This is a genomic window from Kitasatospora sp. A2-31 (assembly GCF_022288725.1).
Classification (GTDB): domain Bacteria; phylum Actinomycetota; class Actinomycetes; order Streptomycetales; family Streptomycetaceae; genus Kitasatospora.
This window is the reverse complement of the sequence record NZ_JAKNTA010000008.1, coordinates 15,669-42,286: the sequence shown is the minus strand read 5'-3', so window position 1 is coordinate 42,286 and position 26,618 is coordinate 15,669. Positions and strand designations below refer to the sequence as shown.

Annotated in this window: 28 protein-coding genes; 15 read left to right on the top strand and 13 right to left on the bottom strand. The window is 72.5% G+C overall.

Annotated features, from left to right (window positions below; translation table 11 throughout):
* The first annotated feature begins 15 nt into the window (after nucleotides 1–15).
* The 9 genes from MCM47_RS22530 (at nucleotide 16) to MCM47_RS22490 (ending at nucleotide 9,004) form a co-directional block, all read left to right on the top strand.
* Nucleotides 16–1,530, top strand: coding sequence for a DUF317 domain-containing protein (locus MCM47_RS22530; protein ID WP_238863496.1), 1,515 nt, complete (start codon nucleotides 16–18; stop codon nucleotides 1,528–1,530).
* 74 nt (nucleotides 1,531–1,604) lie between these two features.
* Complete coding sequence (locus tag MCM47_RS43365) at nucleotides 1,605–2,444, top strand: hypothetical protein (protein WP_308222409.1); 840 nt, start codon at nucleotides 1,605–1,607, stop codon at nucleotides 2,442–2,444.
* Between the two features lie 129 nt (nucleotides 2,445–2,573).
* Complete coding sequence (locus MCM47_RS22520) at nucleotides 2,574–4,211, top strand: DUF317 domain-containing protein (RefSeq protein WP_238863495.1); 1,638 nt, start codon at nucleotides 2,574–2,576, stop codon at nucleotides 4,209–4,211.
* Nucleotides 4,212–4,331: 120 nt separating this feature from the next.
* Nucleotides 4,332–5,486 (top strand): AAA family ATPase, encoded by a 1,155-nt coding sequence (locus MCM47_RS22515; protein ID WP_374209194.1) that lies wholly within the window; start codon nucleotides 4,332–4,334, stop codon nucleotides 5,484–5,486.
* Nucleotides 5,483–7,285 carry a VWA domain-containing protein gene (locus MCM47_RS22510; protein WP_238863493.1) on the top strand — a complete coding sequence of 601 codons (1,803 nt, stop codon included), beginning with the start codon at nucleotides 5,483–5,485 and terminating at the stop codon, nucleotides 7,283–7,285. Before MCM47_RS22515 ends, MCM47_RS22510 begins: the two co-directional genes overlap by 4 nt.
* Before the next feature lie 227 nt (nucleotides 7,286–7,512).
* Nucleotides 7,513–7,881, top strand: coding sequence for a DUF317 domain-containing protein (locus MCM47_RS22505; protein ID WP_238863492.1), 369 nt, complete (start codon nucleotides 7,513–7,515; stop codon nucleotides 7,879–7,881).
* An 83-nt stretch (nucleotides 7,882–7,964) separates the two neighbouring features.
* Nucleotides 7,965–8,135, top strand: a complete 171-nt coding sequence (locus MCM47_RS22500) for a hypothetical protein (protein WP_238863491.1) — start codon at nucleotides 7,965–7,967, stop codon at nucleotides 8,133–8,135.
* A gap of 90 nt (nucleotides 8,136–8,225) precedes the next feature.
* Nucleotides 8,226–8,639 (top strand): hypothetical protein, encoded by a 414-nt coding sequence (locus MCM47_RS22495; RefSeq protein ID WP_238863490.1) that lies wholly within the window; start codon nucleotides 8,226–8,228, stop codon nucleotides 8,637–8,639.
* Nucleotides 8,636–9,004 carry a hypothetical protein gene (locus tag MCM47_RS22490; RefSeq protein WP_030458950.1) on the top strand — a complete coding sequence of 123 codons (369 nt, stop codon included), beginning with the start codon at nucleotides 8,636–8,638 and terminating at the stop codon, nucleotides 9,002–9,004. The genes MCM47_RS22495 and MCM47_RS22490 overlap by 4 nt, the downstream gene beginning before the upstream one ends.
* 140 nt (nucleotides 9,005–9,144) lie before the next feature.
* Here MCM47_RS22490 and MCM47_RS22485 read toward each other — a convergent pair whose 3' ends face one another.
* From MCM47_RS22485 to MCM47_RS22465, 5 genes are all read right to left on the bottom strand, one after another.
* A complete protein-coding gene (locus MCM47_RS22485) occupies nucleotides 9,145–9,537 on the bottom strand; it encodes a hypothetical protein (protein ID WP_238863489.1) in 393 nt (130 codons plus the stop codon).
* A 214-nt stretch (nucleotides 9,538–9,751) separates the two neighbouring features.
* Entirely contained in the window at nucleotides 9,752–10,741 is a 990-nt protein-coding gene (locus tag MCM47_RS22480) for a hypothetical protein (protein ID WP_238863488.1), read from the bottom strand.
* 118 nt (nucleotides 10,742–10,859) lie between these two features.
* On the bottom strand, nucleotides 10,860–12,128 hold the full coding sequence (locus MCM47_RS22475; protein WP_238863487.1) for an acetyl-CoA carboxylase biotin carboxylase subunit family protein: 1,269 nt from the start codon (nucleotides 12,126–12,128) through the stop codon (nucleotides 10,860–10,862).
* Between the two features lie 44 nt (nucleotides 12,129–12,172).
* Nucleotides 12,173–13,300, bottom strand: coding sequence for a GNAT family N-acetyltransferase (locus MCM47_RS22470; RefSeq protein WP_238863486.1), 1,128 nt, complete (start codon nucleotides 13,298–13,300; stop codon nucleotides 12,173–12,175).
* Nucleotides 13,301–13,340: 40 nt separating this feature from the next.
* Nucleotides 13,341–14,660: an MFS transporter gene (locus tag MCM47_RS22465; RefSeq protein WP_238863485.1), complete on the bottom strand. Its 1,320-nt coding sequence runs from the start codon at nucleotides 14,658–14,660 to the stop codon at nucleotides 13,341–13,343.
* Nucleotides 14,661–14,904: 244 nt separating this feature from the next.
* Here MCM47_RS22465 and MCM47_RS22460 point away from each other — a divergent pair, with 244 nt between their 5' ends.
* Complete coding sequence (locus tag MCM47_RS22460; protein WP_238863484.1) at nucleotides 14,905–15,102, top strand: hypothetical protein; 198 nt, start codon at nucleotides 14,905–14,907, stop codon at nucleotides 15,100–15,102.
* Nucleotides 15,099–15,242 carry a hypothetical protein gene (locus MCM47_RS22455; protein WP_238863483.1) on the top strand — a complete coding sequence of 48 codons (144 nt, stop codon included), beginning with the start codon at nucleotides 15,099–15,101 and terminating at the stop codon, nucleotides 15,240–15,242. The genes MCM47_RS22460 and MCM47_RS22455 overlap by 4 nt, the downstream gene beginning before the upstream one ends.
* 94 nt (nucleotides 15,243–15,336) lie before the next feature.
* On the opposite strand, the gene MCM47_RS22450 is transcribed toward MCM47_RS22455, so the two are convergent.
* From MCM47_RS22450 to MCM47_RS22415, 8 genes are all read right to left on the bottom strand, one after another.
* Complete coding sequence (locus MCM47_RS22450) at nucleotides 15,337–17,073, bottom strand: relaxase/mobilization nuclease domain-containing protein (RefSeq protein WP_238863482.1); 1,737 nt, start codon at nucleotides 17,071–17,073, stop codon at nucleotides 15,337–15,339.
* Complete coding sequence (gene mobC / locus MCM47_RS22445; RefSeq protein WP_374209193.1) at nucleotides 17,054–17,464, bottom strand: plasmid mobilization relaxosome protein MobC; 411 nt, start codon at nucleotides 17,462–17,464, stop codon at nucleotides 17,054–17,056. Before mobC ends, MCM47_RS22450 begins: the two co-directional genes overlap by 20 nt.
* A gap of 276 nt (nucleotides 17,465–17,740) precedes the next feature.
* Complete coding sequence (locus MCM47_RS22440) at nucleotides 17,741–17,965, bottom strand: hypothetical protein (RefSeq protein WP_238863480.1); 225 nt, start codon at nucleotides 17,963–17,965, stop codon at nucleotides 17,741–17,743.
* The gene (locus tag MCM47_RS22435; protein WP_238863479.1) at nucleotides 17,962–19,155 is read right to left on the bottom strand and encodes a DUF2637 domain-containing protein; all 1,194 of its coding nucleotides are present in this window, start codon (nucleotides 19,153–19,155) and stop codon (nucleotides 17,962–17,964) included. Before MCM47_RS22435 ends, MCM47_RS22440 begins: the two co-directional genes overlap by 4 nt.
* The gene (locus MCM47_RS22430) at nucleotides 19,152–19,682 is read right to left on the bottom strand and encodes a WhiB family transcriptional regulator (RefSeq protein ID WP_051816702.1); all 531 of its coding nucleotides are present in this window, start codon (nucleotides 19,680–19,682) and stop codon (nucleotides 19,152–19,154) included. Before MCM47_RS22430 ends, MCM47_RS22435 begins: the two co-directional genes overlap by 4 nt.
* Nucleotides 19,683–19,776: 94 nt before the next feature.
* On the bottom strand, nucleotides 19,777–20,454 hold the full coding sequence (locus MCM47_RS22425; protein ID WP_238863478.1) for a DciA family protein: 678 nt from the start codon (nucleotides 20,452–20,454) through the stop codon (nucleotides 19,777–19,779).
* Entirely contained in the window at nucleotides 20,451–21,821 is a 1,371-nt protein-coding gene (locus MCM47_RS22420) for a helix-turn-helix domain-containing protein (protein ID WP_238863477.1), read from the bottom strand. Before MCM47_RS22420 ends, MCM47_RS22425 begins: the two co-directional genes overlap by 4 nt.
* Before the next feature lie 244 nt (nucleotides 21,822–22,065).
* A complete protein-coding gene (locus MCM47_RS22415) occupies nucleotides 22,066–22,404 on the bottom strand; it encodes a hypothetical protein (protein ID WP_238863476.1) in 339 nt (112 codons plus the stop codon).
* Between the two features lie 371 nt (nucleotides 22,405–22,775).
* On the opposite strand from MCM47_RS22415, the gene MCM47_RS22410 reads away from it, so the two are divergent.
* From MCM47_RS22410 to MCM47_RS22395, 4 genes are all read left to right on the top strand, one after another.
* Entirely contained in the window at nucleotides 22,776–23,198 is a 423-nt protein-coding gene (locus MCM47_RS22410; RefSeq protein WP_238863475.1) for a helix-turn-helix domain-containing protein, read from the top strand.
* 451 nt (nucleotides 23,199–23,649) lie between these two features.
* Nucleotides 23,650–24,138: a regulator component gene (locus MCM47_RS22405; RefSeq protein ID WP_238863474.1), complete on the top strand. Its 489-nt coding sequence runs from the start codon at nucleotides 23,650–23,652 to the stop codon at nucleotides 24,136–24,138.
* An 18-nt stretch (nucleotides 24,139–24,156) separates the two neighbouring features.
* Nucleotides 24,157–25,410: an MAB_1171c family putative transporter gene (locus MCM47_RS22400; RefSeq protein ID WP_238863473.1), complete on the top strand. Its 1,254-nt coding sequence runs from the start codon at nucleotides 24,157–24,159 to the stop codon at nucleotides 25,408–25,410.
* 9 nt (nucleotides 25,411–25,419) lie between these two features.
* Entirely contained in the window at nucleotides 25,420–26,601 is a 1,182-nt protein-coding gene (locus MCM47_RS22395) for a cytochrome P450 (RefSeq protein WP_238863472.1), read from the top strand.
* Nucleotides 26,602–26,618: the final 17 nt, after the last annotated feature.

Below are 26,618 nucleotides of genomic sequence, written 5' to 3'. Positions count from 1 at the left end.
GAGTACCACTGGCGGGTGGTCTCCGGCGGCGAGAACCCGCAGTTGGAGAGCCCCTGCGGGCGGCTGCGGCTGCAGCACGGCGACTTCCTGTCCGGCAACCTCCTGCTGGCCGACAACTGGATGCTCACCGCCCGCGAGTCACCAGCCGCGGAGTGGTTGTGGTGGGCGTGCTTCAGCCCTCAGACACCGCACGAACTCACCTACGGCTTCGTGCTGGAGACAGCCCGGCGCCTGGGCAGCGAGCCGAGCAGCGTCCTGGTCCGCCGGGACGTGGCCGACGACGCGGGCGAGCTGCTCGCCGCTTGCGGCTGGCTGGAGCGGGAACACCCTCTGCCCGGCGTTCGCATGATCACCCCCACCGGCAACACCGGCACGGCCCACACCTACGAACTCCCTGAGCGGGCCCTGTCGTTCAGCATGAACAACACCAGCTCCGAACTGGCCTGGTCGGTCTCCATGTCGCCCCGGACACCGGAGGTGCTACTGCAGGTCATGGCGACGGCCCTGGTCGACGACTCGGCGGTGCGCCGCCGCAGCGAGATCCCCGCCCACCACCGCGAGCGGGTCTCGACCGCGCCGCCCAGTACCGCCCTCCCGTCTCGTTGGGCGGCACTGCTGCCCGACCACGCCGCCGAAGGAACGCTCGCGCCCACCGGCTCGAACGAGGCCGCCGCTGAACAGCCCAGCCCGCCACCGGCGTTGGTCGCAGTCACCCCTCGTCACTACGCCGGGCCCGGGGCCGGCGACATCGAGCGGCTACGGCACCGTCTCGAGGCCGAGGGCTGGGTCCGCGGCGAAGGCGTTCTCACCAGCGCGTGCGGCCGACTGGGCGTCGCCTGGCCCACGGAATCGGACAAGCCACGAGGCTGGGGGCGCGAGCGGACGTACGCACCGTGGCGCATCTGGGGCACTCAGCACCGCGGCGCGGGCGTCGCCTGGCGGGTCACCGGCTGGCGGCTGGTTCCCCAGGAGATCATCGAAGGTCTGATCGGCGAGGCGACCACGATGCTGGACGAGGCCGACCAGGCCGGCCGGCCGCCGTTCGAGGCCGGCGTCCTGGCGTTGGGGTTCCTGCCGCTGGCAGCCGCAGGCTGGACCAGCGAGGTCACGCCCAAGGGCGCCGCCACCTTCGAGTCTCCCGACGGACTCCTCAGCGCCCGCTGCGGGCCCCCGGACGCCCTGTACGAACTCCGAGGCCGCCCGGCCGCCCGCATCTCCTGCCGCCGGGCGCTCGGATTCTGGGAGGTCGAGATCAGCGCGAACACCCCCTCCCGGCTGGCCGCCGCCCTGTGCCGCGACGTCGCCGACCCGGGCCCTCTGATTCGTGATCCCGATCACCTGCGCCTGGACGCCACCGACCGGGAGGTCGCCGTCGTCACCCCGGTCACCGCGCAGTCCCTCACCACCTCCACCAGCCGCCGGGCCGCGGCCGTCACCCGCTCCCTGCCCGCCGGCGCTGCGGCGAGCCCCGCCGTACCGGTCGTCCTCACGGTCTCCGTGCCCGCGACCTCAAGCCACCTGCAGCGGTGAGGCCATCGGCCGCCCGCCTCCGAGTCCCGCTCCCTGAGCACGGCTGGCACCGGGGATTCGAGCCCTTTGATCACTTGAGCCGACAACCTGGAGAAATCCTGCCCTCGCACCCTCTCGACTCCGTCGTCCACGTCAACGCCAGCGCCGCGACGCTGCATGAACTCGCTGACCATCTCGCCACCATCGAGACGGATCAGTTGGACCAACTGCTGGGAGACCTCCTGCAGGACGGAGGTCTGCTCCACGCCGCCGAGCGGCTGCTCGACCTCGCACGTGCCGCGGTCGACCCCGACCTCGACGAAACCCACCCCGACCCGGGCTCCGTCCCGGCGTACAGGCTCATGCACGCCCTGGCCCGGCTCGGCGAGGAAGTGTGGGACTGCCGGATGGCAGTGCTGGAATCCTTGTCGGCCGTCCGCACCCGCGACCTCGATCCCACCGAGCCGTCGCCCGCCCACCCGGCGTCCCGGTCGGCAGCGGTGAACCCCACTGCCCGGCCCCGCGTGACGATCCTGCGCACCGACACCGGCGATATCACCGCCACCGGCTACGACCCCGCCGCTCAGCGGATCCTGCTGCGGGCCGGCTTCGAGGAGGTCCACCTGCGCTCGGGCGAATCCTGGCTGCGGCTTCCCTCCGACGGCAACCAGCACGGGCCGGACCCACGGGCCTGCTCGGCAGCCAGCGAGCTGCTCGCCGTCGGCTACCCCGTGCGCCTGGACGGAGCCCTTGGGCAGCCGGTGACCGCTGACGGTACCCCCCTGCCGGGTACGCCCGTGCGCGACGGCGACACGACCTCCCGCGCCGACGCCGCCCGCACCGCCACGGGCCAGCCGAAGCCGGGAGCCAAGGGCACGGACGTATCGGTCCAGGTGCCCGTGAGCGGGCCGGTCGCGCCGCCACGGTCCCGTTGATCATCCCGTCTCGGTGGCTCCGGCCGCTTGTACCTACCCACCTCGACGACCGGCTGGAGCACCCGGACTGGTTCGAACCCGACCCCAGCCTCGCCGTGACCCCGGGTGCCTCTACTCCTGGAGACCTCCTTGCCCACCGATACCGATATCGACCCGTTGGTCGCGGTCCGCCCCTTGGAGCTGGCCGGCACCGGCACCGCCCCCAGCGACCTCGGCGACCACCTCATCACCGCGTACGGGTGGGAGCACGACCCGGACAGCACCCCCGAAGAACCCCTGCTCGTCAGCCCGTGCCGCCGCATGGCCCTGGAGCGCGGCGACTTCCCCCTCGGCCGCACCATCCTCCAGAACCACTGGAAGCTCTCCGCTTACGACAGCGGGGAAGAGGACGCCACGGAGCTCTGGTGTGCCTGGTTCAGCCCCAGGACGCCCTACGAACTCACGCACGGCCTCGTTCTGGACGCCGCTGGCCGGCTCGAGAGCGACCCCGCTACCGTCCTTGCCGACCGCCGGGCCGGTGACGACATCGAGCGGATCCTCTCCGACGCCGGATGGACGACCGAGCGGGGCACGTGGCGGACGTTCATCCACTCGCCCGGCGCCGCCACCCTCCTGGTCCCCTCCCACCCGGAGCGCACGCTCGCCTTCAGCCTGGGCAACACCAGCTCCGAGTTGGCGTGGGAGGTCATCGCCTCGCCGTGGACTCCCGAGGCGATCCTGCGTACGGCAGCGGTGACGGTGGCCTCGGACACAGCGCTGCGCCGCCGCAGCGAGATCCCCGCCCACCACCTGGCCCGGGTCACGATCGGACCCGCCGCCTCCGCCTCCCTGCCCCGGTGGCGCCCCCTACTGGCGGCCCCGGACCTCCCGCCCGACCTGGAGAACCCCCTGCCGACCACCCCCGCCCCGACCGCCGCCGAACCACCGCGTGGCACCGACCCCGCACCGGCCCTGGTCACCGTGACCCCCCGCCACTACGCCGGCCCCGGCCGAGGCGGTGCCGACCAGATCAAGGGGCATCTCGCCTCCCTGGGCTGGACGGTGGACACGAACTCGATGACCAGCCCGTGCGGAAGGCTCGGGCTCGCCTGGCCCGACGGCACCGACACTCCGACGCGGCAGAGCGCCGCCTGGCGGGTCTGGGGTGCCCAGCACCGGGGAGCGGGCGTCGCCTGGCGCATCACCAGCGGCGACCTCGTCCCACCCGAGCTGATCGCCGGCGTCGTCGACGAGGCACTCGCCATCCTGGACGAAGCCGGACCGGACACCCGAGCACCGTTCCAGCCGGGCGTCCTGGGCCTGGGCTTCCTGCCCCTGGCCGAGGCCGGGTGGAAGAGCGAAGTCGACCCCCGCGGCGCCGTCTCCTTCCGCTCGCCCGACGGCTACGTCAACGCCCACTGCGACGTCCCGACCGCCCTGCACGACCTGCGCGGCAAGCCCGCCGCCCGCATCAGCTGCTACCGGGCCCGCGGGTACTGGCTGGCGGAGATCAGCGCGAACACCCCCTCACGCCTCGCCTCCGCCCTCTGCCGCGACCTCGCCTCCCCCGACCCCCTTGTGCGCAGCACCACCGGACTCCACCTCGACGCGACCGACCGGAAGGTCGCGATCGTCACCCCGGTCAACCCGGTCACCGCCGAGGACCGGGCCACCCCGACGGAGCGGCGGGCCGCTGCCCTCTCCGGCAGCGCGCCCACGTCGGCTGCACCCAGCTCCTCGGCCACCGCCACCACCACCCCAACGTCCCCGCGGAAGCTCGCCCGCTGAACACCGGGCGCACCTTGCCAGCGTCAACCCCCTTGGAGGATCTTCGCTTTGACTACACCCGGACCGGCCGTCAAGCCAGTGAAGGCCAAGCCCGGCGAGCTGCGGGCCAAAGTCGCCGGCATGTTGGCCGACCGGCCGGCGGACACGCTCACCATCGGGGAGATATGCAGGGCGTTGGGCCACTCCCACGGCGCTGTCCAGCAAGCGGTCAAGACCCTGGTGCGCCGTGGCGAGGCCGACCAGCCTGGTGCCGGGCCGAGGTTCCGCGCGAACGGGAAGACGGCCGCCGCCGCGCGAGTCGCGGTGATCAGCCCACCAGGCACCCACTCTCCTCGCGCCGCCGCGGCCACGGCCCGCACGACCGCACCCGCACCCGCACCCGCACCCGCACCCGCACCCAAGCACACCGGCCCGATCCGCCGCGCAGGGGGACAGCTCTACCACCCCCGTGAGTTGGCCGACCTTCCCGACGTCGAAGCGCTGGCGCGTCTGCGCGACGCCGACATACCGGTACTGCTCTACGGCCCTCCGGGCACCGGCAAGACGAGTTTGGTCGAGGCGGCGTTCCCCGACCTGCTCACCGTCGCCGGCGACGGCGACACCACGGTCGGCGACCTGATCGGCGAGTACACCCAGGACGACGACGGGCGGTACGTCTTCCAGTACGGCCCATTGGTCACCGCCATGCAGGAAGGCCGCGCCCTGCTGATCGACGACGCCACTCTGATCTCCCCCAAGGTCCTGGCGTCCCTGTACCCGGCCATGGACGGACGTCGGCAGATCCAGGTCAAGGCGCACAAGGGCGAGACGATCCAGGCCAAGGCTGGCTTCTACGTGGTGGCGGGCCACAATCCGGGCGTGCACGGCGCCGTGCTAACGGAGGCGCTCGCGAGCCGGTTCAGCGTGCAGATCCAGGTCGGCACGGACTACGACCTCGCCATGGCCCTGCGGATCGACGCCCGGGTGGTCCGGGTTGCCCGAAACCTTGCCAAGCAGGTCGAACTCGGGGAGCTGGGCTGGGCCCCCCAGCTGCGCGAGCTGCTCAGCTACCAGAAGACGGAGGCCGTCCTCGGTACCCGGGCGGCGCTCGCGAACCTGGTCGGAATCGCGCCCATCGAGGACCGCGACGCCGTCGCCGAGGCCGTCAGCAAGGCCGTCGGTGTCAAGCAGCTCGCGCCCCTCACCCTCGGCAAGCAGCTCTCCGCCACGACCGCTTCCGCTGCACGGCAGACCCCGGTCAGCACCGCCTCCGCGAACCGGGGCCGCCAGCGATGAGCGCTCACCAGCACGTCCAGTCCTCCGCCCCCGCGCCCGACGACGCCGCCGACCTCGCGCGCTGGGACGACGACGGTGCTCCGCCCGCGCAGCCCCGCACCTCCCCGGCCGCGTGGCTGCGCGTGGGAGCCGAGCTCGGCGACCGGCTCGTCGCCCTGTCCGGCCGCCAGGACCTCCTCGTCACCTGCCGGCCGGGTACCCGCAGCGGCGCACCGGCCGCCTACTTCCCCATGCTGGGGGAGGTCGAGTTCGACGCCGAGCTGTTCGCCCCTCTCCAACCGCACGAAGTCCATCCACGGATCCCGGGCGACGAGGAGAAGTATCCGGCCGCCTGGGGGGTGTTCGTCCACGAGGGCGCCCATGCCGCCCACTCCGTATGGACGGAGCCAGCCGGCGCGGACCCCCGGATCGTGGAGGCCGCGCTCTTGCTGGAGGAGAGCCGCGTCGAAGGCGCCCACCTGACCAGGCGTCCGATGGACCGCACGTACCTGCGCACCAGCGCCCGGACCCTGGTCATGCCCGACATCGCCAACCCGAGCTTCCAGGGCATCGAGCACGCCGCCAGCGTGGCAGCCCTGATTCTCGGCCGCCGTGACGTCGGCATCCTGGACGCCGGTGAGACCCGCGCCGTCGCCGAGCTGTGCGAACAGGTGCTCGGCGCCGACCTGCTGGCCACCCTCACCGGCATCTGGACCGCGGCCCACCAGTGCGCCGACCACGATGCCACGACCATGCTCGCGCACGCTCAGGACTGGTGCGAGGCTCTGGACAAGGCTGCACCGTCCCTGCCCGCCCCTCCGGAGGACCTCACCGATCTGCTGTCCGCCGCCGCAGGGGTCGTGATGGACAGTATGGCCGCCAACGACGCCGCCGACCTCGCGGCACAGGCCGCCGCGAACAGCGCCACGGCCACTCGGTCAAGGGCACAGGCCAACGACCGCGCCCAGCAGGCCAGCCGGCGACGCCAGGCCGCCGCCACCGCGAGGTCGGTCTTCAACTCCGGCGGCGGCACCGTCAACCCCGACGGCACACCGGCGCCCTACAGCAACCCTGTCACCGGCAGCCGCCGGCCTACCGCCGCTGAGCAGACCGCTGCGGCGCGCCTGAGCCGCGCGCTCCGTGCCGCTGCCTACCGCGAGCGGACGGAGGAGCGGACCACCAGCCCCACCCCACCCGGCCGGCTCAACATGGGTCGGGCCCTCGCCCGCGACGCCCAGCGCGCGGCCGGCTCGGTGCCCACTGCCGAACCGTTCACCCACACCCGGCGTCGCCACTCTCCCCCCCCGCCGTTGCGGGTGGGGATCGCGGTGGACGTGTCCGGCTCCATGCGCGCCGCCTGCGGCCCCGTCGCGTCCGCCGCCTGGATCGTGGCCCGCGCAGCGGCCCTGACCGACCCCGACTCCCGCACCGCCACCATCGCCTACGACACCCATCTGACCGCACTGACCCGGCCCACCCACCGGGCCCCGGCGCGGGTGACGACGTTCGACGCCCGCGGCGCCAGCCACAACCTCGGCGACGCCCTCGACGCGCTCGACCACGGCCTCGACCTCAGCCGCCCCGGCGCCGGCCGCCTCCTGGTGATCGTCACCGACGCCCAGTACACCCCCAACGAAACCGCCAACGCCGTCACCCGCATCCAGCGCCTCAGCACCGCCGGCTGCGCCGTCCTTCAGCTCACCCTCGACAAGGAATCCCGCCACCTACCAGGGACCACCCTGCTCCACCTGCCCCGGCCATCCAGCGCCCCCGCCGCCATCGCCAAGGCGGCGACCGACGCCATCCGCAGGACACGCTGAGACGCCGGCCGAGCCAGGGCGTGGCGAAGAACCGCCCCTCGGTCCGGCGCTCAGCGCGGTGGCTTGCGGCCTGCGCCGCCATGACCCAGTCGTCTCTCCGGCTGGGTCTTCGGCATGTTCGCCTGCGGCAGACAGCAACCCCTGGAAAGGACTACGCGAATCGGGGCAGTCCAAGTCAACATGGACGACCTCGTAGCGCCAGCCCCAAGGAGGCCCCTCTGTCCGTCGTGATCTCCGCCCCCGTTGTCCGCGGTCCCCGTCCCGGCGACGCCATCGCCCACCGCACCTGGCCGCTCGGCGAGGGCAACCCCACCGCCGTCAGTGCCTTCCTCTACGAGCACGGCTGGTCCTGGGTGATCGACGCCGAGGGCGGCCTGCACGCCGCGTCGCCGTGCACCCAGGTGTACGTCGGCTACCAGCCGGACAACCCGCACGTCGACACCTGGATCATCGCGCTGAGCGGCACCGCCCGGCAGCCCGGCTGGCGGGCCACCTTCAACCGGCACACCCCCGCCGAGCTGGTCATCGACCTCCTCACCTCCATGGTCGCCCGCTCCACCCCCCGCCCGTCCGCCACCGCCTCGTCGCCCTCCTGAAAGGACGCGCCATCCCTCGCACTCTCCACCTGCCTGCCCGTCGCCGCCTCGCCCTCGCCGAGTACCTGATCAGCGCCGCCGCCGTGGGCCTGGCACTCCACGCGCTGCTGCTCAGCGAGCACGCCGCCGTCCGCGTCGGGCTGCTCCTGATGACCCTGCAGCTGGCAGTCGCGCGGGTCCTGCTCATCCGTCTCCCGGCCGTCGTCGAGCCCTCCGGCCACCGGATTCCCCGCCAGCGCTGCCCGCACTGCTGACCACCGCCTCCGCGCACGCCGCCGCGCCCCGGCCCGGCGGCCCAGTCATCGACGCACACCCGCGTCGAGCACCGCGACCACGGAGGCCCGTTGGAACCCGAAACCCTCGACCCGCTCGGCGACCGCGTCGGCAACATCGCCCGCGCGTTCGGCACCGCCTACGGTCCCGCGAACAGTGCGGGTGAGCGGACCCGGTACCACGTGCTGGCCTACCTCGCCCCGTCCGACCGCTACCTGCTGGCCGTCGGCGGAATCGACGGCGGAAGCGGTCGGCCCCATCCCCGCGAGGGCCACTGCGGGTGGAGCGATGCCGGCCAGCTCGCCGAACTCGTCGTCGCCCACCCGGTCCGAGCCGACGATGGTGGTCGGACCTTCTGCCACCACCACATCGTCCCCGGCACACCCGAACGCCCCTGCCGGGTCTGCCGGATCCGCCCTCCCCGCACCGACTGCGCCTTCTTCTCCCAGTCCCGTTACGCTCCCCTGCCCCAGGAGGCTCTGTGACCACCAACCCGAACATCTCCCGCCGCGGCCTGCGCCGCGCCGCGGTCATGTTGATCGTGCTCACCACCGCTTCGGGTGCCATCGCCGTCGCGGCGGGCCTGCTGCACCACAGCGTGTCGGCGGCTGTCGGACTGACCGCGTGCGGGGTGTCCGCCCTTGGGCTTCACCGCGTGAGCAGATGGCTCGACGCCGACGCCGACCGTGCGGTGCTCGCTGGCCTGGCCTCCGGTGCGGCCACGCCCGACGAGCTTGCCGCCGACCTGGGCCTGCGGGTCGCGGTCGTACGGCTCAGCCTCGCTCGGCTGCGGAACTCCGGCCAGGTCGAGAAGGACGGGCGCGGCTTCGTCCGCCGCCACGACCGGTAGGTGCGGCGCCCCGTCGGGGCAACGGTGAAGGGGCGGCACCGCGAGAAATCGCGGTGCCGCCCCTTCGTGTCGTTTCGCGGAGTCCACCAGAGCCCGACCCAAGGACCCTCCGAGCGCCAGCCGCGGCTACGGCCGCCGGCTCAGTTGAGATACATCCCCGCCCAGGAGCCGTCGTAGCCGGTCGAGGTCATGGCCGTCTCGAAGTCATCCCAGGCCGCGGTCGGCGTCGAGTAGTGCTGCTCGAAGTACTCGACCGTCAGGTCCTCCTCGAGCCACTCGTGGCCGCAGCGGCAGCGAACGAAGACATGCCGGCGGGTGTTGAGGAGCAGCCAGTCGCGGCCGGCCTTGCACTCACCGCAGAGGATCACGGTGCCGCGGGGGTTCAGCTCGTCGTGGTGCGGGACCGCCCGGATCAGGGGCTTGTCCTGGGAGAGGGTGGGGAAGTCGGGAATCGAGAACTCGTGGTCGAGCGGCGGGAGATCAGCCGGCTCGTTGGGCCCGTGGTCGTGGTGAGGTCTCGGCGAATCCGACAAGTGCAGCCCTTTCGTAGAGGTGCCGGGTGTAACCGGGCCGGGGTTGGATTTATTCCCGATGTGGCGGTTTGTTATCAATGCGTGATGCGACTGACGCGGTGATTCGTCCCCGACCTCGGTAAGCGCCTGGAGTGCCCGATGCCCTGACCCCAGAACTCCCCGCCCGCGCGCCGGAACCCGCGAGGACGGGGTCGACCGCGTCAGAATACGGGCTTCACCTGCGGGGTGCTCGGTTCCGGTCGGCCTGTTCAGCGCGCAGAACCTGGACGACGAGGGAGGAAGCCGCTGCGGGGAGCCGGGGCGAGCGTGCCTCGGCGGCGGCGGTGCGACCGGCCGGCTCGGTGGAGACGGCAGCACCGCGCAGGAGGGCGGCGAGGGCAGGCCCCGTGGTGAGCCAGGTGTCGATGTCCGACCAGATCTCCGCGTTGCGTTCCTCGACTGCGGCGGTGTGGCCGGGCTCGATCGGTGTCCCGTCCGGTCGGCTGTGGCGCTGCAGGGCGGGCTTCCATTCGTCGAGGATCTGGTTGGCGCGCTCGAAGGTGCTGGCCAGCGCGCGCAAGTAGTAGCCGGTCCGGTCGGCTTCCTGCCCGGGCGGCAGGAGCCGGTGGGCGGCGCGGCCGTCTTGCAGGAGAGCAGCGGCGTGGGGCAGGACTCGCTGGAGGTGGGCGAGCGCGGTGGCGTCGCGGCGGACCTTGCCGTCGCCGTAGAGCTGCTCGTCGAGGGGCCAGCCGTCGTCGTCGCAGAGGCCGTCGGAGATCGAGTCCCAGTGGTCGAGTGCCCGTTGGGCGCCCTGGAGGGCTTCTTCGAGGATGGCCAGCCGGTGCCGGGCCTGGAGCTGTTCGTGGTACGGCAGCAGGGTGCGCTCGATGTGGGCTGCTGCGGTCTCCGGGTCTGCGGGGAGGGCGAGTTCGAGCTGTTCGCCGGCGACCGCCTGCCGGGTGTAGGCGTGTCCGTCGGTCAGGGCGATCGAGCGGATCGCGTAGCCGTGCCCGGTGGCGGGCTGCTCCTCGGTGACGAGGAGGCTGATTGGCCGGGCTGGGTTGGTGAGGATGGAGGCGTTGCGGAAGTCGGCGTACCGGATGGGGCCGAGGGTGAGCATCGAGATGATGTCGGCCATGTCCGCGTTGAGGTGCTGGTGGTGTTCGGCCGTCCAGGTGCCGGGCAGGCGGGCGGCGAGGGCGGTGGCGTAGGTGGGAAGGTCCACGGTCCTGTTCTCGGTTGTCGGCTCGGGCCTGGGGCTGTCGTCGGTGTGATCGAGCGGGTACGGTCACGGGGCGGGCCCGGCGCGAGCAGTGCGCCGGGCCCGCCGTCGGTTCGGTGGGTCAGCCGTCGGCCGGGGCGGGGTCGACCGTGGTGTCGAGCAGGCCCTCGGCGTGGGCGAGGTGCTCGTGGACCTGGGCGGCGTCGGTGCCGGTGACCACCAGGTGCCCCAGGCGGGCGGTGCCGAGGTCGCCGGCCGGGGGCAGGAGGACCTGCTCGCCCGGCTTGCACTCCCATACCAGGCGTGCCAGCCAGGCGGGGTTGCCCAGTTCGGGGCGGGGCCGGGCGGTGCGGACGGTGCCGGAGGTGTCCGGGTAGAGGAAGCGGACGCCGGCGGCGGCCGAGCGGGTGGGGGTCAGGTCGGGTTCGCGGCCGAGGGCGATGTCGGCCGCTGCGGCGGCGAGGTCGATGCCGGTGGCGAGCCGGACCAGGTGGCCGATCAGGTCGCCGCCGATGCGCCCGTTGACCTCGATCAGCCGGGGGCCGTCGGCGGTCAGGCGCATCTCGACGTGGGAGACGCCGGAGTTCATGCCGAGGGCGTCCAGGGCCGCTTCGGCCACCGGCCCGGCCTCGGCGAGCAGCGGGTCGTCGGCGGATACGACGTGGCCGACCTCCTCGAAGTGCGGTTCGGCTCCGAGTTCCTTGCGGGTGACGGCGACCGCGGTGGTGATGCCGTGCACGGTGACGCACTCCACCGAGATCTCGGGTCCGGCCAGGTACTCCTCGACGAGGATGCCGCTTCCCTCCTCGCCCTGGTCCTCGGCCCGGCCGCTGGCGTAGGCGAACGCGCCCGGCAGGTCGTCGGGGTTCTCCACCTTGATCACGCCGATGCTGCCCGCGTGGGCGGCCGGCTTGAGGACCACGGGGTAGCCGATGCGCCGGGCCGCGCGGGCGGCGGTCAGCAGGGAGGTCACCCGGATCGACTGGGCGGACGGCACGCCCTCCGACGCCCACACCGCCCGCGAGGCGGACTTGTTGCGGCAGGCCGCGGCGGTGGCCGAGGACTGGCCGGGCACGCCGAGGTCGGCGGCAACGTGCGCGGCCGACACCAGCGCGTACTCGTCCCAGGTCACCACGCCCTTGATGTCGTGCCGCTCGGCGAGGCGGGCGACCGCCCAGCGCAACTCCTCCAGGTCGGTGAGGTGGGCCACCTCGTGGTCGCGGACGTGATCCAGCTGCCAGGTCGGCTCGGTGGCGTTCACCAGGACCAGGGGGCTGCGGGCGGCGGCGGAGGCCAGACAGTACGACCGGTAGGCCCTGTCCCCGGAGCCGAGGACCAGGAGCACCCCCTCGTCGCGGTTGTCGTTCGTCGGGCCGTTGGCGGTGGTCATGCTGGTCCTTCCGGTACGGGTCGGTGCGGCGGGCACGGTGGGGTTCACCAGCGGGCAGCCGTCGGCAGGTGCGGGGCGGCCTGGTCGCCCAGGCGCTCGGACAGGCGCCGCAGCGCGCGTTCGGTGGCGGGCTGGTGGCCGATCAGGTGGACGACGGTGCGCAGGATGCGCGGCCGGTAGCCGAGGCGGGCCTTCGCGAGGTGGTTGGCGCGGCCGGCGTCGATGAGGATCGCGCCCTGGTCGATGGCCCAGCGGGCGGACTCGCACATCAGCCAGGTGTAGGCGAGCGGGGCGAGCGGGTGGTCGTAGTCGAGGCCGGACGCCCAGAGGTAGAGGCAGCCGTCGTACAGCCAGCCGTAGATCCCGCCGACGAGGCGGCCGTCGTGGCGGGCGGCGAGCAGGACGGTGCCGGGTACGGCGAGCAGCTGCTCGAACATGTCGCTGCCGTAGAGCCGGGTGCCGTGGCGGTCGGCGGTGCCGGCGGCCAGCGGGGCGAAGGCGGGGACCGTGTCGAGGATTCCGCGGCTGGTGGTGAGCGGGTCGAGGACGAGGCCGGCTTCGGTGCCGCGGCGCCAGCGGCGGCGGATGTCGCGGCGCTGGCGGGAGGGCATGCCCTGCCACCACTGGTCGAGGGTCGGTCCGAGGGTGCGGGTCCAGGCGACATCGGTGGCCAGGTCCAGGGCCTGGCTTGCACCGGCAGCGCGGGCGGCGGCGGTCAGCCGATCGGCCTGGTCCTGGTCCAGGCCGGGGTGGACGAGGGCGCTGGCGCCGAGCCGGGCGGCGAGGTCGAGTCCGGCCCGGGTGGTGGCGGTGGCCATCGCGGCGGTCGCGGTGCCGGCCCCGCTGTACTCGGCGTGCGGGCTCCCGGCGTAGAGGACTCGGCCGGGCCACACCGGGGGGAGGCCGGCGTCGGTCTCCTGGCTCGTCCAGTACGGGGAGCCGTCCGCGGTGGTGAGGAAGAAGGAGACGGTCTCGGCGTTCCCGGTGGCAGGGTCGGCCAGGTGGAGGTGGTGGTGTTCCAGGATCCGCTCGGTGGTCAGCGTCGACCAGGCGCTCGCCCAGGCCCGGGTGCGGGAGGGGTGCGGTGCCCGCCGGGTGTCGGCCGGGGAGTCGTCGGGGTGCTCGTACCAGCGGGTGGTGACCTGGGGTACGTCGGTGCGGGGCAGGGTCATGCGGTGGCGGTCTCCGAGAGGTTGGAGGCAGGGGGACGGGTCAGGCAGCTTCTACCTGGGTGGCCTCGTCCCGGGAGGCGGGCTCGGCGGCCGGGTGTTCGTAGGTGTGGCGGTGCCGGTGGAGGCCGACCAGGCAGAAGGCGGTGGCGACGGTGGCGGCAACGGTGGCGGCGAACAGCAGCGCGCGTACGCCGCTGGCGGGGACGACGGCGACCAGGAGGCCAGCCAGCGGGAGCGGGGCCAGGACGAGCAGGACGCAGACCGACAGCGTCGCGCCGAAGCGCCGGGCGGGGATCAGGCGGGCGCGGGCGGTGCGCAGGGCGACCGTCGCAGCACCCTCGGCGGCCATCAGGGTGGCGACCGCGGCGGTGTAGGTGACCAGGGTCGGGGCAATGGCGGCACCGGCGGCGGCGGCGCAGGTGACAACGGAGGAGGTGAGGATCACGGGGAACAGGCCGTGCCGGTCGATGAACCGCTTCGCGGCCAGGACGGCCAGCAGGGAGGCCACCGCCGCGACGCTCCACACCAGGCCGGTGGCGGCGGTGCTGTGGTGCAGGTCCCGGGTGACGGTGATCGGGGTGGAGACCTGCAGGAGGCCGGACAGCAGGTTCGCGGCGGCGAGTGTGGCGACCAGCCAGGCGAGGGCCGGGGTGCCGAGCACGCCGTTCAGGCCGCCGGCCAGGGCGTCGCGGGCCCGCTCGCGGCGGTGCTCGGCGACCAGGCGCAGCCGCACGCGCGGAGTGTGCATGACCAGCGCCATGGTGATGGTGACAGCGGACAGGATCGCCACGGTGGCTAGCAGGAGCGCCGGACCGGCGAGCAGCAGCGCGCCGCCGATCAGCGGCCCCAGCAGGGCGGCGCTCTGGTCAATCGCGGTGAATCGCGACTGCACACGGTGCGCCTGGGAGCCGGCTCGCCGGCTCGCCTCCGACCCGAGCGACTCAACAGCCAGGAACGAACCTTCGGCGAGCATCCCGGCCACCACGCCGAAGCCGAGCACGATCGGCACGCCGAGCCCCAGGCTCATCCCCACCAGGGTGAGCAGGGCGGCCCCGCCGCGCGCCAGGCTGGTCGCCAGGACCGCGGTCTGCGGGCTGTGACGGTCCACCAGCGGGCCGCCGAGCACGATCGCGGCGAGCCTGGGCAGCCACTCCAGCAGGAACGCCGCTCCCGTCCACATCACCGAGTGGGTGAGCGTGAGGACCAGCAGCGGCACGGCGTAGGTGATCACCGACCCCGCGAGGGCGTCGGTGCCGCGCAGCACGTAGCAGCGCAGCAGCCAGTCCCGGTCGCCCTGCGGCGCCCGGCGCTGGGCACGCTCGGCGCGGTCGCCGGACTCCGTGAACGGGAAGACGGACATGCTGCTCCTGCTGGCGTCGACGGGCCGGTGGTACGCCCGCCGACGAAGCGTCTGGGCGCATCCGTCGGCGGGCGGACCCCAAGACTCCGCGCCGCGCGGCCCGACGCATCGCGCCGATCATGTGGTAATGACCCTGACCAGGTGATCGACACGGTTCGGTGAAATGCCGCCGACGCCTCAGTGATCACTGGATGCGGTGCCCGGCGGAGGCCATCGGCCTGGCTCAGCCGGTACCCTGCTGGCTGTGACCAGCGACGACCGGGCGCCCGCCAAGGCCGAGAAAGCCGCTGCGGCGGCCGAGGCCGGCAGTAGCCTGCCCCTGCGGCCGACGCCCGTGCGGATTCGCCGCCCGGACGATCCGATCACCACCGAACAGTCCGAGCTGCGCGAGCGGCTGGTCGCCCAGCGCGTCGCCATGGACGCTGAGCAGGTGCTCTCGTGATCCCGGGGCCGCACCGCACGAAGGGCGGCGCCCTCCAACTCGGAGCCGAGGAGGCCGGGCTGCCCGGCCCGTTCGGCACCTGGACCGCCCAGGACGACCCGGAAGCGGAGCCCGAGGACGACTCCGATCTCTGCTGCTGAACCGGCGATCGGCCGGGCCACCGCGACAAGATCGGCTTCAGCATGAACCGCTGTACCCCCCGCGCGGCTGTGCGGGAGGGGCGGCCCGGTGACGTCAGCGCCGGCTGTTGCGGGCCTGACGCCCGGGTGCCGGTGCCGGAGCCGCTGGTCCTTCGCTCCTGGTTCGGACGCCGGTCTCGGGCTGGGCCAAGGGTGCGGCCGACAGCTTCGCGATCCGTCGGACCCGCCAGACCATGACGGCAGTGACGGAGTCCGCGGTGTCCAGCTCACGGCGGTTCCGGGCCTTCTCGAGAAGCGCGGCCGGATCGTGGCCGGCCGCCTCCGCCTCGGCCAGGGTGGCGGCGAGCGCGTCCCAGTCGCTCCCGCCGTGCTCGGTGCCCACGTCGGGCAGTTTCGCCCGGATCACCGCGTCCTGGCGCTCGCGAACCGACGAAGGCAGGGAGCGTCCCCGAGCGGCCATGGCCGCCATCGGGCGGGCGGCCACCGTGGCGTACGCCGCTCGCAGTTGCTCGGCGGCGGCGCTGGCGGCGGCAGCCTGCTGGGCGTGCGAGCGGGCGGAGTGCCACCGGGCGGAGGCGACGGCCAGCAGGATCAGGGCGGAAAGCAGCATGGCGGTCACGCCGCCGTCCTCCCCCCGGTTCCCGGAGTAGCCGCTGCTGAGCATCTCGCGGGCAGCTGCTCGCACCGCCCGGTTGTCGGCCCGCTCGGCGCGCACGTGGGAGCGTGACGCCCGCTCGAATGCCCTCGCTGCAGCGAGAAGTTGGACCCTGGTGTCGGCCGGGGCGCGGACGGCCAAGACGTCGATGATCTCGATCGCACCGACCAGCTGCGCTGCTGCGTCCTCTTCGTTCCCTTCTTCGATGGTCTGGGTGGCGTCGTCGACTGCGGCTGCGGCGTCTCGGCGGGCGCGGGCGGCCTTGGAGCCGGGCACACGGGCCTTGCCGGTGGCCGGGTCTCCCTGCTCGACGGTGCTCGCCTCGGCGGCCCGGACGCCGCCGCTCAGCCGCTTGCGGATGCGCGGGAGGGAGAGGTCGGGGGCCAGTTTGGAACCGGGGAAGTAGACCGGGTCGCCCTTCCCGTTGCGGTCGTCAGGGTCCGCGACCGAGTACCCCAGGGTGTCACCGGACGGTCCGATGCGCCGCTGCACCAGCAGGCCGGCGGCGGCGAGGCGGTCGAAGAACTCGGCTTCGGTCTGGCAGCCCGCGACGGCGCGGCGCACCTGGTCCCGGAGCTGGAGGCGTACGGGTTCCGGTCGTCCGAGCCGCTCGGCTTTGTGGGTTTCCGCGCTGGTCGGGCGCTTGGCGGCGGTCTTGTCGCCGGGGTTGAGCTGCTTGAGGCCGAAGTCCTTCTCGATCTGCCGGCACTCGTCCTGGGCGCGCTGGGCGTCGCCGTGGAGGCGGGCCTGGCGCCCGTCGCCGCGTACGACGGTGGCCATGATGTGGATGTGGCGCGGGTCGTGGCGGACCGCGATCCAGCGGCATCCGTCCGGGTCGCCGGGGTCGGCGATGCCGGCGGCGGCGACGACCCGGCGGGCGACCTCGGCCCACTCCTCGTCGGAGAGCAGCCGGTCCTCGGGGTCAGCGCTGACGGGGCAGTGCCAGACATGCTTCTTCGGCCGCCTCGGTCCGAGCTGGTTGACCCGCAGGTCCAGGACCTGCTCCAGCTGCTTCAGGCTGGCAGCGGGGTCGCGGCCCGGGTCGGGCGCGAACCCGTCGAAGGAGGCCACCATGTGCGGGTCGAAGTGTTCGTCGTGCTTGCCGGGGCCGTACAGGTAGGCCAACAAGCCGTAGGTCTTGCTGCCGCGACTGATGTCAGGGACCAACCGGACCACCGGCGACCAGCTGTGCGGCGGCAGCGTCGACCGCAGCGACTGCGGTACGGACGGCTCCGAGCGTCGGGGCCAGCGCCGCCGGCTCGACGTAGCCGGAGGCGTTGAGGCCGAAGACCAGCTGGTTCAGGTTGTTGCCGACGCGAGCGAGCTGCGCACGGGAGGCTGCGAGTTCGTCGACGGCGTGGTCGAGGCGGTCTTGGGGGTCGCGGTCAGCGGGTGTTCCGCGGGCGGCGCTGATGGCGCTGGTCGCGAGGAAGCGGCCGACGGTGACGGCGCGGGCAGCGGCGGCGGTGTCGATCTCGGCTTTCTCTTCAGCGTTCAGACGCACGGTCAGCTTGCACGTGCGGCTCTGTGGGTCGCGATGGCGGCGGCGCGGGCGGCGCGCGGGCAGCGCGTCGGCAGTCGGTTCGGCGGTGGGCGGTTCGACAGCGTCGGTCAGCGGCTCGATCTTCTCCTCCTCCTTCTTCCTCCCGGCACCCCCTGGTGCCGGGAGACCGAGGACGAGTCGAGCGCCCCCGCTCGACTCGCCCTCGGTCTCCCTCGCCCCCTGGGGGCGAGGGCAAGTGCGAAACCGGGCGTATGCCCGGCTTTCGCGATAGCTTGCTGCGCCGTAGGGGCCAAGCGGTCAGGCACCGAACTGCGTTACGCGGCAAGCACTTTGGCCATATCAGGCTGCGGCATCCTCCAGTTCGAGCTTGGCGTCGAGGAGCACGCCGAGCCCGTAGTCCATGACCTCGATCGGGCCTTCGAGGACGACCTTGGGTCCGTGTGCGGTGCGGCGGACGAGCCAGCTTCCGTCGTTGGCGGCGGTGGCGGCGCGGACGAGGCGCTGCTCCAGCAGGAGGCGCATCAGAGCTTCGGGGGTGGTCTTCGGCATGGCGGTGCGGGTCATGGACGTTTCCTCGGGAAGGAGTTGGGCGTGGGGCGGGAGTGCGGTGCGACGGATTGCGGCGGGCGCGCGGAGCCGGGCGGCGAGGTCGGCGGAGGTTTGGTGTCCTCGATCATCCGGAGCAGCTTTCCCATGCGCTCGTTGCTGATGGAGTAGCCCTCCTCGCGGAGGCCGGCGGCCACGACCTCTCGGTTGGTCCGGCCAGCCCGAGCGGCGGCCTTTCGGGCGACAGGCACCAGCTCCTCCAACTTCACCCGCGCCCGTCCGGTCGTCGGAGCCGGACCGGACGGACCCGGCGCGGGAGCCGGACCGGACGAGCCCGCCCCGGGGACCGGACCGGACGAGCCCGGCGCGGGGACCGGACCGGACGGACCCGACGCGGGAGCCGGACCGGACGAGCCCGACGCGGGAGCCGGACCGGACGAGCCCGGCGCGGGAGCCGGACCGGACGGACCCGGCGCGGGAGCCGGACCGGACGAGCCCGACGCGGGAGCCGGACCGGACGAGCCCGACCCGGGGACCGGACCGGACGGACCCGACCCGGGGACCGGACCGGACGGACTGCTGATCAGGCGAAGGTGCGGTTGTTCGGTGCGGGCCGGAGCGTGATCGAGTTCCTCAGCTTCAGGGCGGGTGCGGCGGAGACGGTTTCGCCACCAGGACCGGACCGTGGTCAGCTCGTCGCGGTCGCTCTTGCCGGTTGCTGCTGCACCCCTTCCCTCGGTCTCCGCGTCGGCCGGCTCGCTGGCCTGCACAGCGGCAGAGGTGTGTCGCGACATGACGATGTACAGGTGGGTGGCGCCGCCGAGGACCAGCGGAGCGATGGTGCTGAGCGCGCCGACCGCGGTGTTGGTCAGGTGGAATCCCTGGCCGGTCGTCGTCTCGTTCAGGCGGACGGCGTGGGTCCAGTTGGCCCAGACGCTGGTGGCCGTGGAAGCGCCGAACAGGGTCCAGGTGTAAGCACGGGCGCGAAGCGGGGCCTCCTTCAGCACGACCAGCGCCCTGACGCCGTATGCGATGAACCCGTCGATGGCGACTGGGAAGAGGTAGCTCAGTTCGGGGCGGACGTGCATGGCGACGGCCATCTGCTGCAGTGCGTCGTAGCTCAGGGTTCCGCCGACCGCGCCCATGACGCCGATCGCGGTCTTGTCCCATGGGGACATGCTGTTCGGCATGTTGCCGCTCTTGCTCACGCCGCCACCGCCGCGGCCTCTGGGCTGAACGCAGCGGCGATGCGCTGCTCGCGCCGAAGGAGGAAGGGCTGCTTCTCGAGCTGGGCGCGGGCTTCGCGCAGTCGAGTGAGCGCCCGCTTGCGGCCGATGCCGAGCACCGGTGCCCAGATCCGCGGGTCGAGGTCGAGGATGGCGGCGACGACCGAGACGCTGTGCTTCTCTTGCGGGGAGAGGCTGACCGGGCGGCCGTTGAGCGCGGCGACGACTCGCTCCTCTTCCCAGCGCACCTTGCCGAGACGGTGCAGCACGATCCGCTCGCTCTCGACGAGTCCGCCACGGATCCCGTAGCGGTCGTTGGTCTCCAGCGCTTCGGTGAGGCACTCCTCGCTGACCGGGCAGCCGGCGCACAGGGCCTTGGCGGCCTCGGTCTCCTCGGCCTGGTCGGGCAGGGGGTAAAAGCAGTCCGGGGCGGCGGTGCCTGCGCAGGCGGCGCGCTGAACCCAGGTGTTGTCGCGGCGGCGGGTGGCGATCGAGGTAATGGTGGACACGGGGTTGGGTCTCCGGGTGGGTCCGCAAGCAGGGTGCGGAGGTTCGAGGGGTTGGCCGGCGCGACTGGGGGCGGTCGCGCCGACCAGCCGGTGGCTAGCGCGGGCGAGGGCCGGAGAGACGGGGCGCCGTCTCCGGACCTCTGGCCAGCGATCTGATCCGTCGGTCGACCGCCGGGCTCGTCCTGGAGTCCGCAGGTGCGCTCGGGCGGCTGGCCTGCAGCTGGGCCAGGGCCCGCAGGTAGCCGGGCGAGGCGTCCTCCCGAGTCTTGATCTTGGCCTCCGGCGCGGGGGCGGCGGCGCGGGCCGCGGCCGGTCGGGCCTCCGCCGCGGCGCTGGCCCGGTGCGTGCCCAGCACTCGGATGCTCCGCAGGATCGTTTCTCCGTTGGCCTGGTTGAGCGTTGCGACGAGGGCCGGGGCGAGGGTGCGGACGTGCGTCGCGTAGGCCGGGGAGTCGGCGCGGACGTCGAGGCGGCCCGTCTGGTGGTCGAAGCTCACCGCGGTGACGTGGCTGGCGAGTTCACCGACGGCGGCCGGCCACAGGTCGAGCAGTCCGCCGCCGGTCAGCGGCTCCTGCCAGGCGTGCTGGACCATCAGGTCGGACAGGGCCGCGCCGAGGCCCACCGGATCGGCCCGGCCCCGCCTGGGCGCGGTCGGTCCCCCGGCGGCCTTGGCCTTCACCACGCTGTCGCCGCGCTTGGCGGCGTCGGCGCGGGCGCGGCGCAGGGCGAGGCGGGCGAGGTCGATCCCGGAGGCGGGCTGGTGGTCGCTCATCGTGCTGTTCCCGTTCGGAGGTGGCTGGTGGTGGCGCGGAGGCGCAGGACGCGCTCGACGAGGTCGCGGCCGTAGATCTGCTCGGCCTGCTCGCGGCCGGCGATGGCCAGGGCGGAGGTGACCAGGGAGGGTCTGCCGCTGAGGTACTGGCGCCACGCCGTGGTGCGGGCTTCGCGGTGTTCCTCGCTGGTGGGCTGGTCGTCCAGGACGGCCAGCGGCTGGCGGAAGGTCTCCCGTGCTCTCGCCCAGGCGCCCTGGACGAGGGTTCGCACCGCGGTGCTGCGGGGTGCCTGCCAGGTGCCGGACCACTCGGCGTGGCGGTCCCGGGTGGCCTGCGGAGAGTCGCGCCACCAGGCGGTGATCGCCTCGCGCTTGGCCTCGGTGTCGTACAGCAGCTCGGCTCCGGCCAGGCGGGCGGTGAGGAAGCCGACCGGACGGTGGATCCGGGTGGCCGGCGTCCGCTGGGCGAGCACGGCGATGACCTGGTGGGCGGTCCACCCAGCGTCCGCGAGGTGGCGCACGGCCCAGGCGACCCGCGGGACCGGGCTGCCGCTGAGCCACGCGACCTGGCGGACGAGCTCGAGGCCGAGCTGGTGGCGACGACCGACCCGGTTCAGCTGCCGACGGCGCTTCCGTTCCCCCTGGTGCTGCTGGTCGTTCCCGTTTCCGAAGTCGCTCTCAGAGGGATTGTTGGTAGGTGCTGCAGGAGAAGAAGTGACAGCACCGACCCCCATTGGGGTGCAACGGGGGGAGCCCGAGGAGGAACGGGTACCGGCCTTCCTGGTGGTGCGCCGCTTGGTCCGTCGGACCGTTCGGGCGGCCTTCTTTCCCAGCTGGGCGAGGGCGCGGCGGCCCTCGTCGGTGCCGACACCGACGACCTTGCGGATGAAGGACTCGGACTCGGTGGTCCGCAGGCCGATCGCCTCGTCGAACTTCGCGGGGATGGTGCGGACGAACTCGCTTGCCCTGCCGCCCACCTGGCGCACACGGCTGCCCTTGGCGGTGTAGCTGAGCAGGCCGGACTCGCGGAGGATGGACAGGTGGTACTGCACGGTGCGCTCGCTCAACTTGAGCATCCGTACGAGGTACCCGATGCCGGGTCTGCACGGGGTGAGCTGGGCGAGCAGCTGGGCGATGCGGATCGTGGTGCGGCCGAATCTCGGGCCGTGGGAGCGGGCCGGGGCGTGGGCCTGGGTGTCGGAGACCCAGTGGACGGCCTGCATCCACGTGTAGGTGTCCGGCGCGATCCGGCCGGTGGTGGTGGATATCCACTGGGCGGGGTCGGGGACATGCAGGCCGGGGCCGCCTGTCGTCGTCCCCGGGGGCTGCGCTTCGGGGGCGCAGGCGGGCAGGGGGGCACTGGGCACGGGAGTCCTGGTTTCGCTGGGCACGGCGGCCGGCACCCTGGGCGGTCGGGGTGCGGCGGCGGGTGCGGTGAACTCGGTGCGCGGCGGAAGGGGCTTCGACGGCGCGTCACCGGTCGGAAGGGGACGCCGCGCTCGGGCGCGGCAGCACGGCCTCGCCCCGTGGAGCGGGGCAGGGCTGGTCACCCGACGTCGCGGAGGTGGTGCCTCGTGGTCGCGGCGGTCGGGCCTTCGGGGTGGTGCGGGGTCAGGCCGCCATCGGGGTGGCGTCGACGGCCACAGCGGTCAGGCGCCCGGTGGCGAGGTCCAGCTCGTGGACATTGCGGGGGTCGAGGCCGGGGAAGCACTGGACGATCCAGCGGGCTGCGGCCTGACGGTAGGCGAGCGGCTGGGGCACGGCCCGGCCCTGGGCGTCGAATACGCCAGCGGTGCGGGGGTAGCCGGCCGATCCGGTGTTCAGGCGGACGACGGCGACGTCGGGGTCGAGGAGGCTGGCGAGGATCTCGACGAAGGAGGCCGGGGCGGTGGCGATCTCGATGCTGTCCGGTCGCGAGGGCGACCCGGCTGTACCCGTGTAGGTGGGCATGGGAGACTCCTGGGCAGGTGGAGCAGATCGGCCGCGTGGTGGAAACAGGCTGGCCGGCTGCTTCGGACGTGTTCCGCGGCCTCGGCGGGTGGCATCAGGGAGCTGCAATCTCCCGGAAGCCCGCCGAGGACGGCCCGTGGACGCGGGCCGCGCAGCGATCTGCCACTCGTTCCCCCTCCACCGATCACCGTGCCGCAGGCGCCAGAAACACCCCCTGACCAGGCAATCGACAGTTAACTGTCCGTCGGGTGCGATCAACGTACACCAAAAAGTCGGCCGTGGGGATAGTTAACTGTCGATCGAGATGTGCATCCGAGCACCATCGGGCACTAAAGTGTCTGCGTGGGACGATCTGACACGGAGGAGCACCGATGACCGAGGCCGCGAGAGAGGGCGTGGCGCGGATCGCCGCGACCTTCAACTACCTATTGGACAACCGCCACCCCCAGGAGCGAGGTCCGTACTCGATCCCCGAGGTGGCCACGGGCACGGGCATCAGCGAGAGCACGCTCAAGCAGATGAAGGCCGGGGCGAACGACAACCCCAAGATCAACACCCTGGTCGCGGTGGCGAAGTTCTTCGACGTGCCGCCGGACATCTGGGTGACCGACAAGCCGCTGAACGAGGTCCTGATCGACCGCGACCTCCACAACGCGATGCGGGACGCCGGCATCGAGTCGATCGCCCTGCGCAGCAAGGACCTGAACCCGGAGAACCGTAGGCTGGTTGCCGACATGATCACCGTCGCACGCAAGTCCCAGGGACTGGACCCCGAGGAGTCGGGCGCGTCCTGACCTGCACACACACGCGCCCTCGGGGCGCTTCATTTTTCAACGGAATCTATGCGCATAGACTCGACTGACGAGTCCGTGCGCATTTTCCATATCCCGCCACGACTCCTCCAAAATGCGGGCGGACTGAGGCTGCCTTGCGGAACTGAGACGCAGATCACGAGTCCATTTGACGTGGGCACGCGGCCTCACTTTCGGTAATGAACTAACGCCTCGTCACCTGAGCCAGCCCCGAGATCTCGCGCATTCCAACAGGTTGCACGATGCACATCAGCACGTTCTGTCACGACCTGAAACAAAACCCAGGCGGCCCACTGCGCCACCCTCCGCCGGGGCAAAGATCATTAAAAGAAATGATCTTCACTGTATGCCTACGATCGTCCCCGTCACGACCACGGTGCAGGCCGTCGCCATGAGTGCAGATCGGCCTTCAAGATCGCCTTAGGAGGGGATTGTGTATGCGGCCTGCGAGGACCGCCTCAGCGACCTCTTCCCCCTGCTGCCTCACCGCTTCACCGAGGAAGAGCTGGTCCAGGCAGTCTCCACGCTGATCGGCCGCCCCATCATCGTGGAACCACGCGACATGAAGGGCAATTTCGCCTGCGGCCTCCGGGAAAGGTATTCGGACCGCGAGGTCATCTCTTATGAGATAACCGCCTCACCGCTTCATCGAATCCAGATCATCGCCCATGAACTCGGCCACATCCTCTGCGGCCACCCGGGCTCGATCAGGCTCGCCGATATTCCGTCGGACGAGGAATTGACCGACATGACCGACTGGTCGATCCTCGGCGTTTCCGCCCGCACGTCCTACGAGTCGAAGGACGAGCAGGAGGCCGAGCTGATGGCCTCCCTCCTCATCCAGCGGATGTATCGCGCGACCGTGATGCCCGCACAGCGCCCCACCGCCGCCGACGAGCGGTGGAACGCGATGTTCACCTGACCGAAAGAACAACCACCCATGATCCGCCTCATTACGCTCGGACTCCCTGCCCTCCTTGTGGCAGCCGCCCTGTTCTGGATCCGCCCGCGCCGGAACGGCCAGGCCCGGCCGGCGCATTCCGGCAGCACCATCACGATGCTGCTCGCCTGGGCAGTTGCCATCGTGGGATTCCACCCCGGCGTGCAGGACGCGGCGGACGGCGTCACCCGCGACCTCGCGAAGTTGGTCAGCAACGTGCTGATGCTCGTCGCAAGCGTCAGCGTCGTCTCCTGGCTCATGGCCCTCAACCACGAGAAGACCGAGGCCCGCAGACGGCTCCGGCCCCGACTCGCCATCCTCGGCGTGGCGGTCGCCGTGATGACGGCCTCCTTCTTCGCGGTCCCCGCAGACCGCCGTTGGAGCAGCGAGTTCACGAACACCCACTGGGGCCAGGCCCCTGCGCTCCTGCACGTCTACACCCTCGCCTACGTGCTGGTCATGGGCCACGCCACCTACGACTGCCTCGCCCAGACCTGGCGCCGCAGCAGCCAGTCGCCCTGGCGGGTCCACCGTGCCGGACTTCGTGCCGCCGCGATCGGTTGCTTCTTCGTCCTGCTCTACCTGGCCTACAAGGTGGTCAACGCCGGAGCCTCGATCGCCGGCGTCGAGCTCTTCCCGGGCGGCCCCCGCTGCACCAGCCTCGTCACCCCGTACCGCTGCGCGTTCTCGTTCACCGCACCCCTGGTCGGCGTGCTGCTGATCACCGCCGGCCTCACCGTCCCGGCCCTGCTGTGGCCGGCCGCCAAGATGCTGCGCCGACGCTGGGAGCGCAAGACCGCCCAGGACCTTCTGCCGCTGTGGACGGATCTGACCGCGGTGCGCCCGCAGGTCGTCCTGCGCGCCGTCGTCATCGAGACCGACCCGGACGTCGTCCTGCACCGCCGAGTGGTGGAGGTCTGCGACGGCATCCTCGACCTGGACCCCTACCGCTCACCCGCGATCGAACGGCTGGCCACCGACGCCGTCGCCCGCCGCGGCCAGGACGGCACCCCGACCGGTGCGGCAATCGTCGAGGCGGCCGTCGTCGCCGCGGCGATCGAGGCGGCCCGCAGCGGCGCCCAGCCCCAGCAGGCTCCCACCCGCCAGGCCACCGGCGAGTCCGCCCGCGCGGGAGACCTCCGCGCCGAGGCCCTGTGGCTACGCTCGGTCTCCCAGCAGTACGCGACCTCCGACATCGTCCGCACCGCCGTGGCCGTCCAGCGGCAAGCGGCGCCCACTGCGACTGCGGCATAGGGAACGACCATGGCCTCTCCCTTCGCCGACCCGGCGTTCTACGCCGACCGCTACCCCACCTACTCCGCCTTGCGGACCTCCTCCCCGGTCCTGCAGGTGTCCTTGGACGGCGGGGCCTCCACCTCGGCCGTCGTCACCGGCTACGACGAGGCTCGGAAGGCGTTCACCGCACCGCTGTCCAAGGACGCCGGCGCCTACTTCGCGGACAGGCCCTCGGGACGGTCGCTCCACCCCGCCATCGCCCGCACCATGCTCACCGTCGACCCGCCCGAACACACCCGGCTGCGCCGGCTGCTGACGAGGGCGTTCACCCCGGCCCGGGTGGACGGGCTGCGCCCGTACATCCGCGCTCTCGCCGAGCAGCTGGTCGGGAACTGGGAGGGCGGCACCGAGGTCGACCTCGTCGAGGAGCTGGCGGGCCCGCTGCCGGTCACCGTCATCTGCCAGCTCCTCGGCGTACCGACGACCGACAGGGACTCGATCAGGGCCTGGTCAACCGACCTGTTCGCCACCGGCGACCACCAGCGGATCGACGCGGCCTCCCACGCCCTGGCCGGATACATGGCCGGGCTGATCGAGGCCAAGCGCGCCCACCCGGACCGCTCGCTGCTCTCCGACCTGATCTCGGTCCACGACCAGGACGAGAACCGGCTCAGCGAGGACGAGCTGCTCTCGCTCGCCGTGCTGCTCCTGGTCGCCGGCCACGAGACCACCACTGCGGCGATCGGCAACTCCGTGCTGGCGCTTCTCCAGCACCCCGCCGAACTGGAGCATCTGCGCACCAGCCCGCACTGCATCGCCGACGCCGTCGACGAGCTGCTGCGGTACGACTCCCCGGTCAGCATCGCCACGTGGCGATGGGCACCCGAGGATGTCGAACTCGCCGAGGCCACCGTGCCCGCCGGCAGCCCGGTCTTCGTGTGCCCGGGCGCGGCCAACCGCGACCCGGCGAAGTTCCCCGACCCCGACCGGCTCGACCTCGGCCGCGCGAACGCGGGCAGCCACCTGGCCTTCGGCCACGGGATCCACCGGTGCCTGGGTGCACCGCTGGCCAGCGCGGAGGTCGAGATCGTGCTCTCCGTCCTGCTGGCGCACTCCCCCGGCCTTCGGCTGGCCATCCCGGCCGACCAGCTCGTCTGGCGGCAGTCCCGGCTGGTCCGCGGTCTGGTCTCCCTGCCGGTGCACGTCTAGGTACCGGCGTGTGCGGG

Excerpts from the sequence above, each read along its gene's own strand:
- MCM47_RS22515 (WP_374209194.1), top strand. The coding sequence starts at position 4,332 with ATGTTGGCCGACCGGCCGGCGGACACGCTCACCATCGGGGAGATATGC.
- MCM47_RS22510 (WP_238863493.1), top strand. The coding sequence starts at position 5,483 with ATGAGCGCTCACCAGCACGTCCAGTCCTCCGCCCCCGCGCCCGACGAC.
- MCM47_RS22475 (WP_238863487.1), bottom strand. The coding sequence starts at position 12,128 with ATGACCACCGCCAACGGCCCGACGAACGACAACCGCGACGAGGGGGTG.
- MCM47_RS22470 (WP_238863486.1), bottom strand. The coding sequence starts at position 13,300 with ATGACCCTGCCCCGCACCGACGTACCCCAGGTCACCACCCGCTGGTAC.
- MCM47_RS22465 (WP_238863485.1), bottom strand. The coding sequence starts at position 14,660 with ATGTCCGTCTTCCCGTTCACGGAGTCCGGCGACCGCGCCGAGCGTGCC.
- MCM47_RS22440 (WP_238863480.1), bottom strand. The coding sequence starts at position 17,965 with ATGACCCGCACCGCCATGCCGAAGACCACCCCCGAAGCTCTGATGCGC.
- MCM47_RS22425 (WP_238863478.1), bottom strand. The coding sequence starts at position 20,454 with ATGAGCGACCACCAGCCCGCCTCCGGGATCGACCTCGCCCGCCTCGCC.
- MCM47_RS22415 (WP_238863476.1), bottom strand. The coding sequence starts at position 22,404 with ATGCCCACCTACACGGGTACAGCCGGGTCGCCCTCGCGACCGGACAGC.
- MCM47_RS22410 (WP_238863475.1), top strand. The coding sequence starts at position 22,776 with ATGACCGAGGCCGCGAGAGAGGGCGTGGCGCGGATCGCCGCGACCTTC.
- MCM47_RS22400 (WP_238863473.1), top strand. The coding sequence starts at position 24,157 with ATGATCCGCCTCATTACGCTCGGACTCCCTGCCCTCCTTGTGGCAGCC.
- MCM47_RS22395 (WP_238863472.1), top strand. The coding sequence starts at position 25,420 with ATGGCCTCTCCCTTCGCCGACCCGGCGTTCTACGCCGACCGCTACCCC.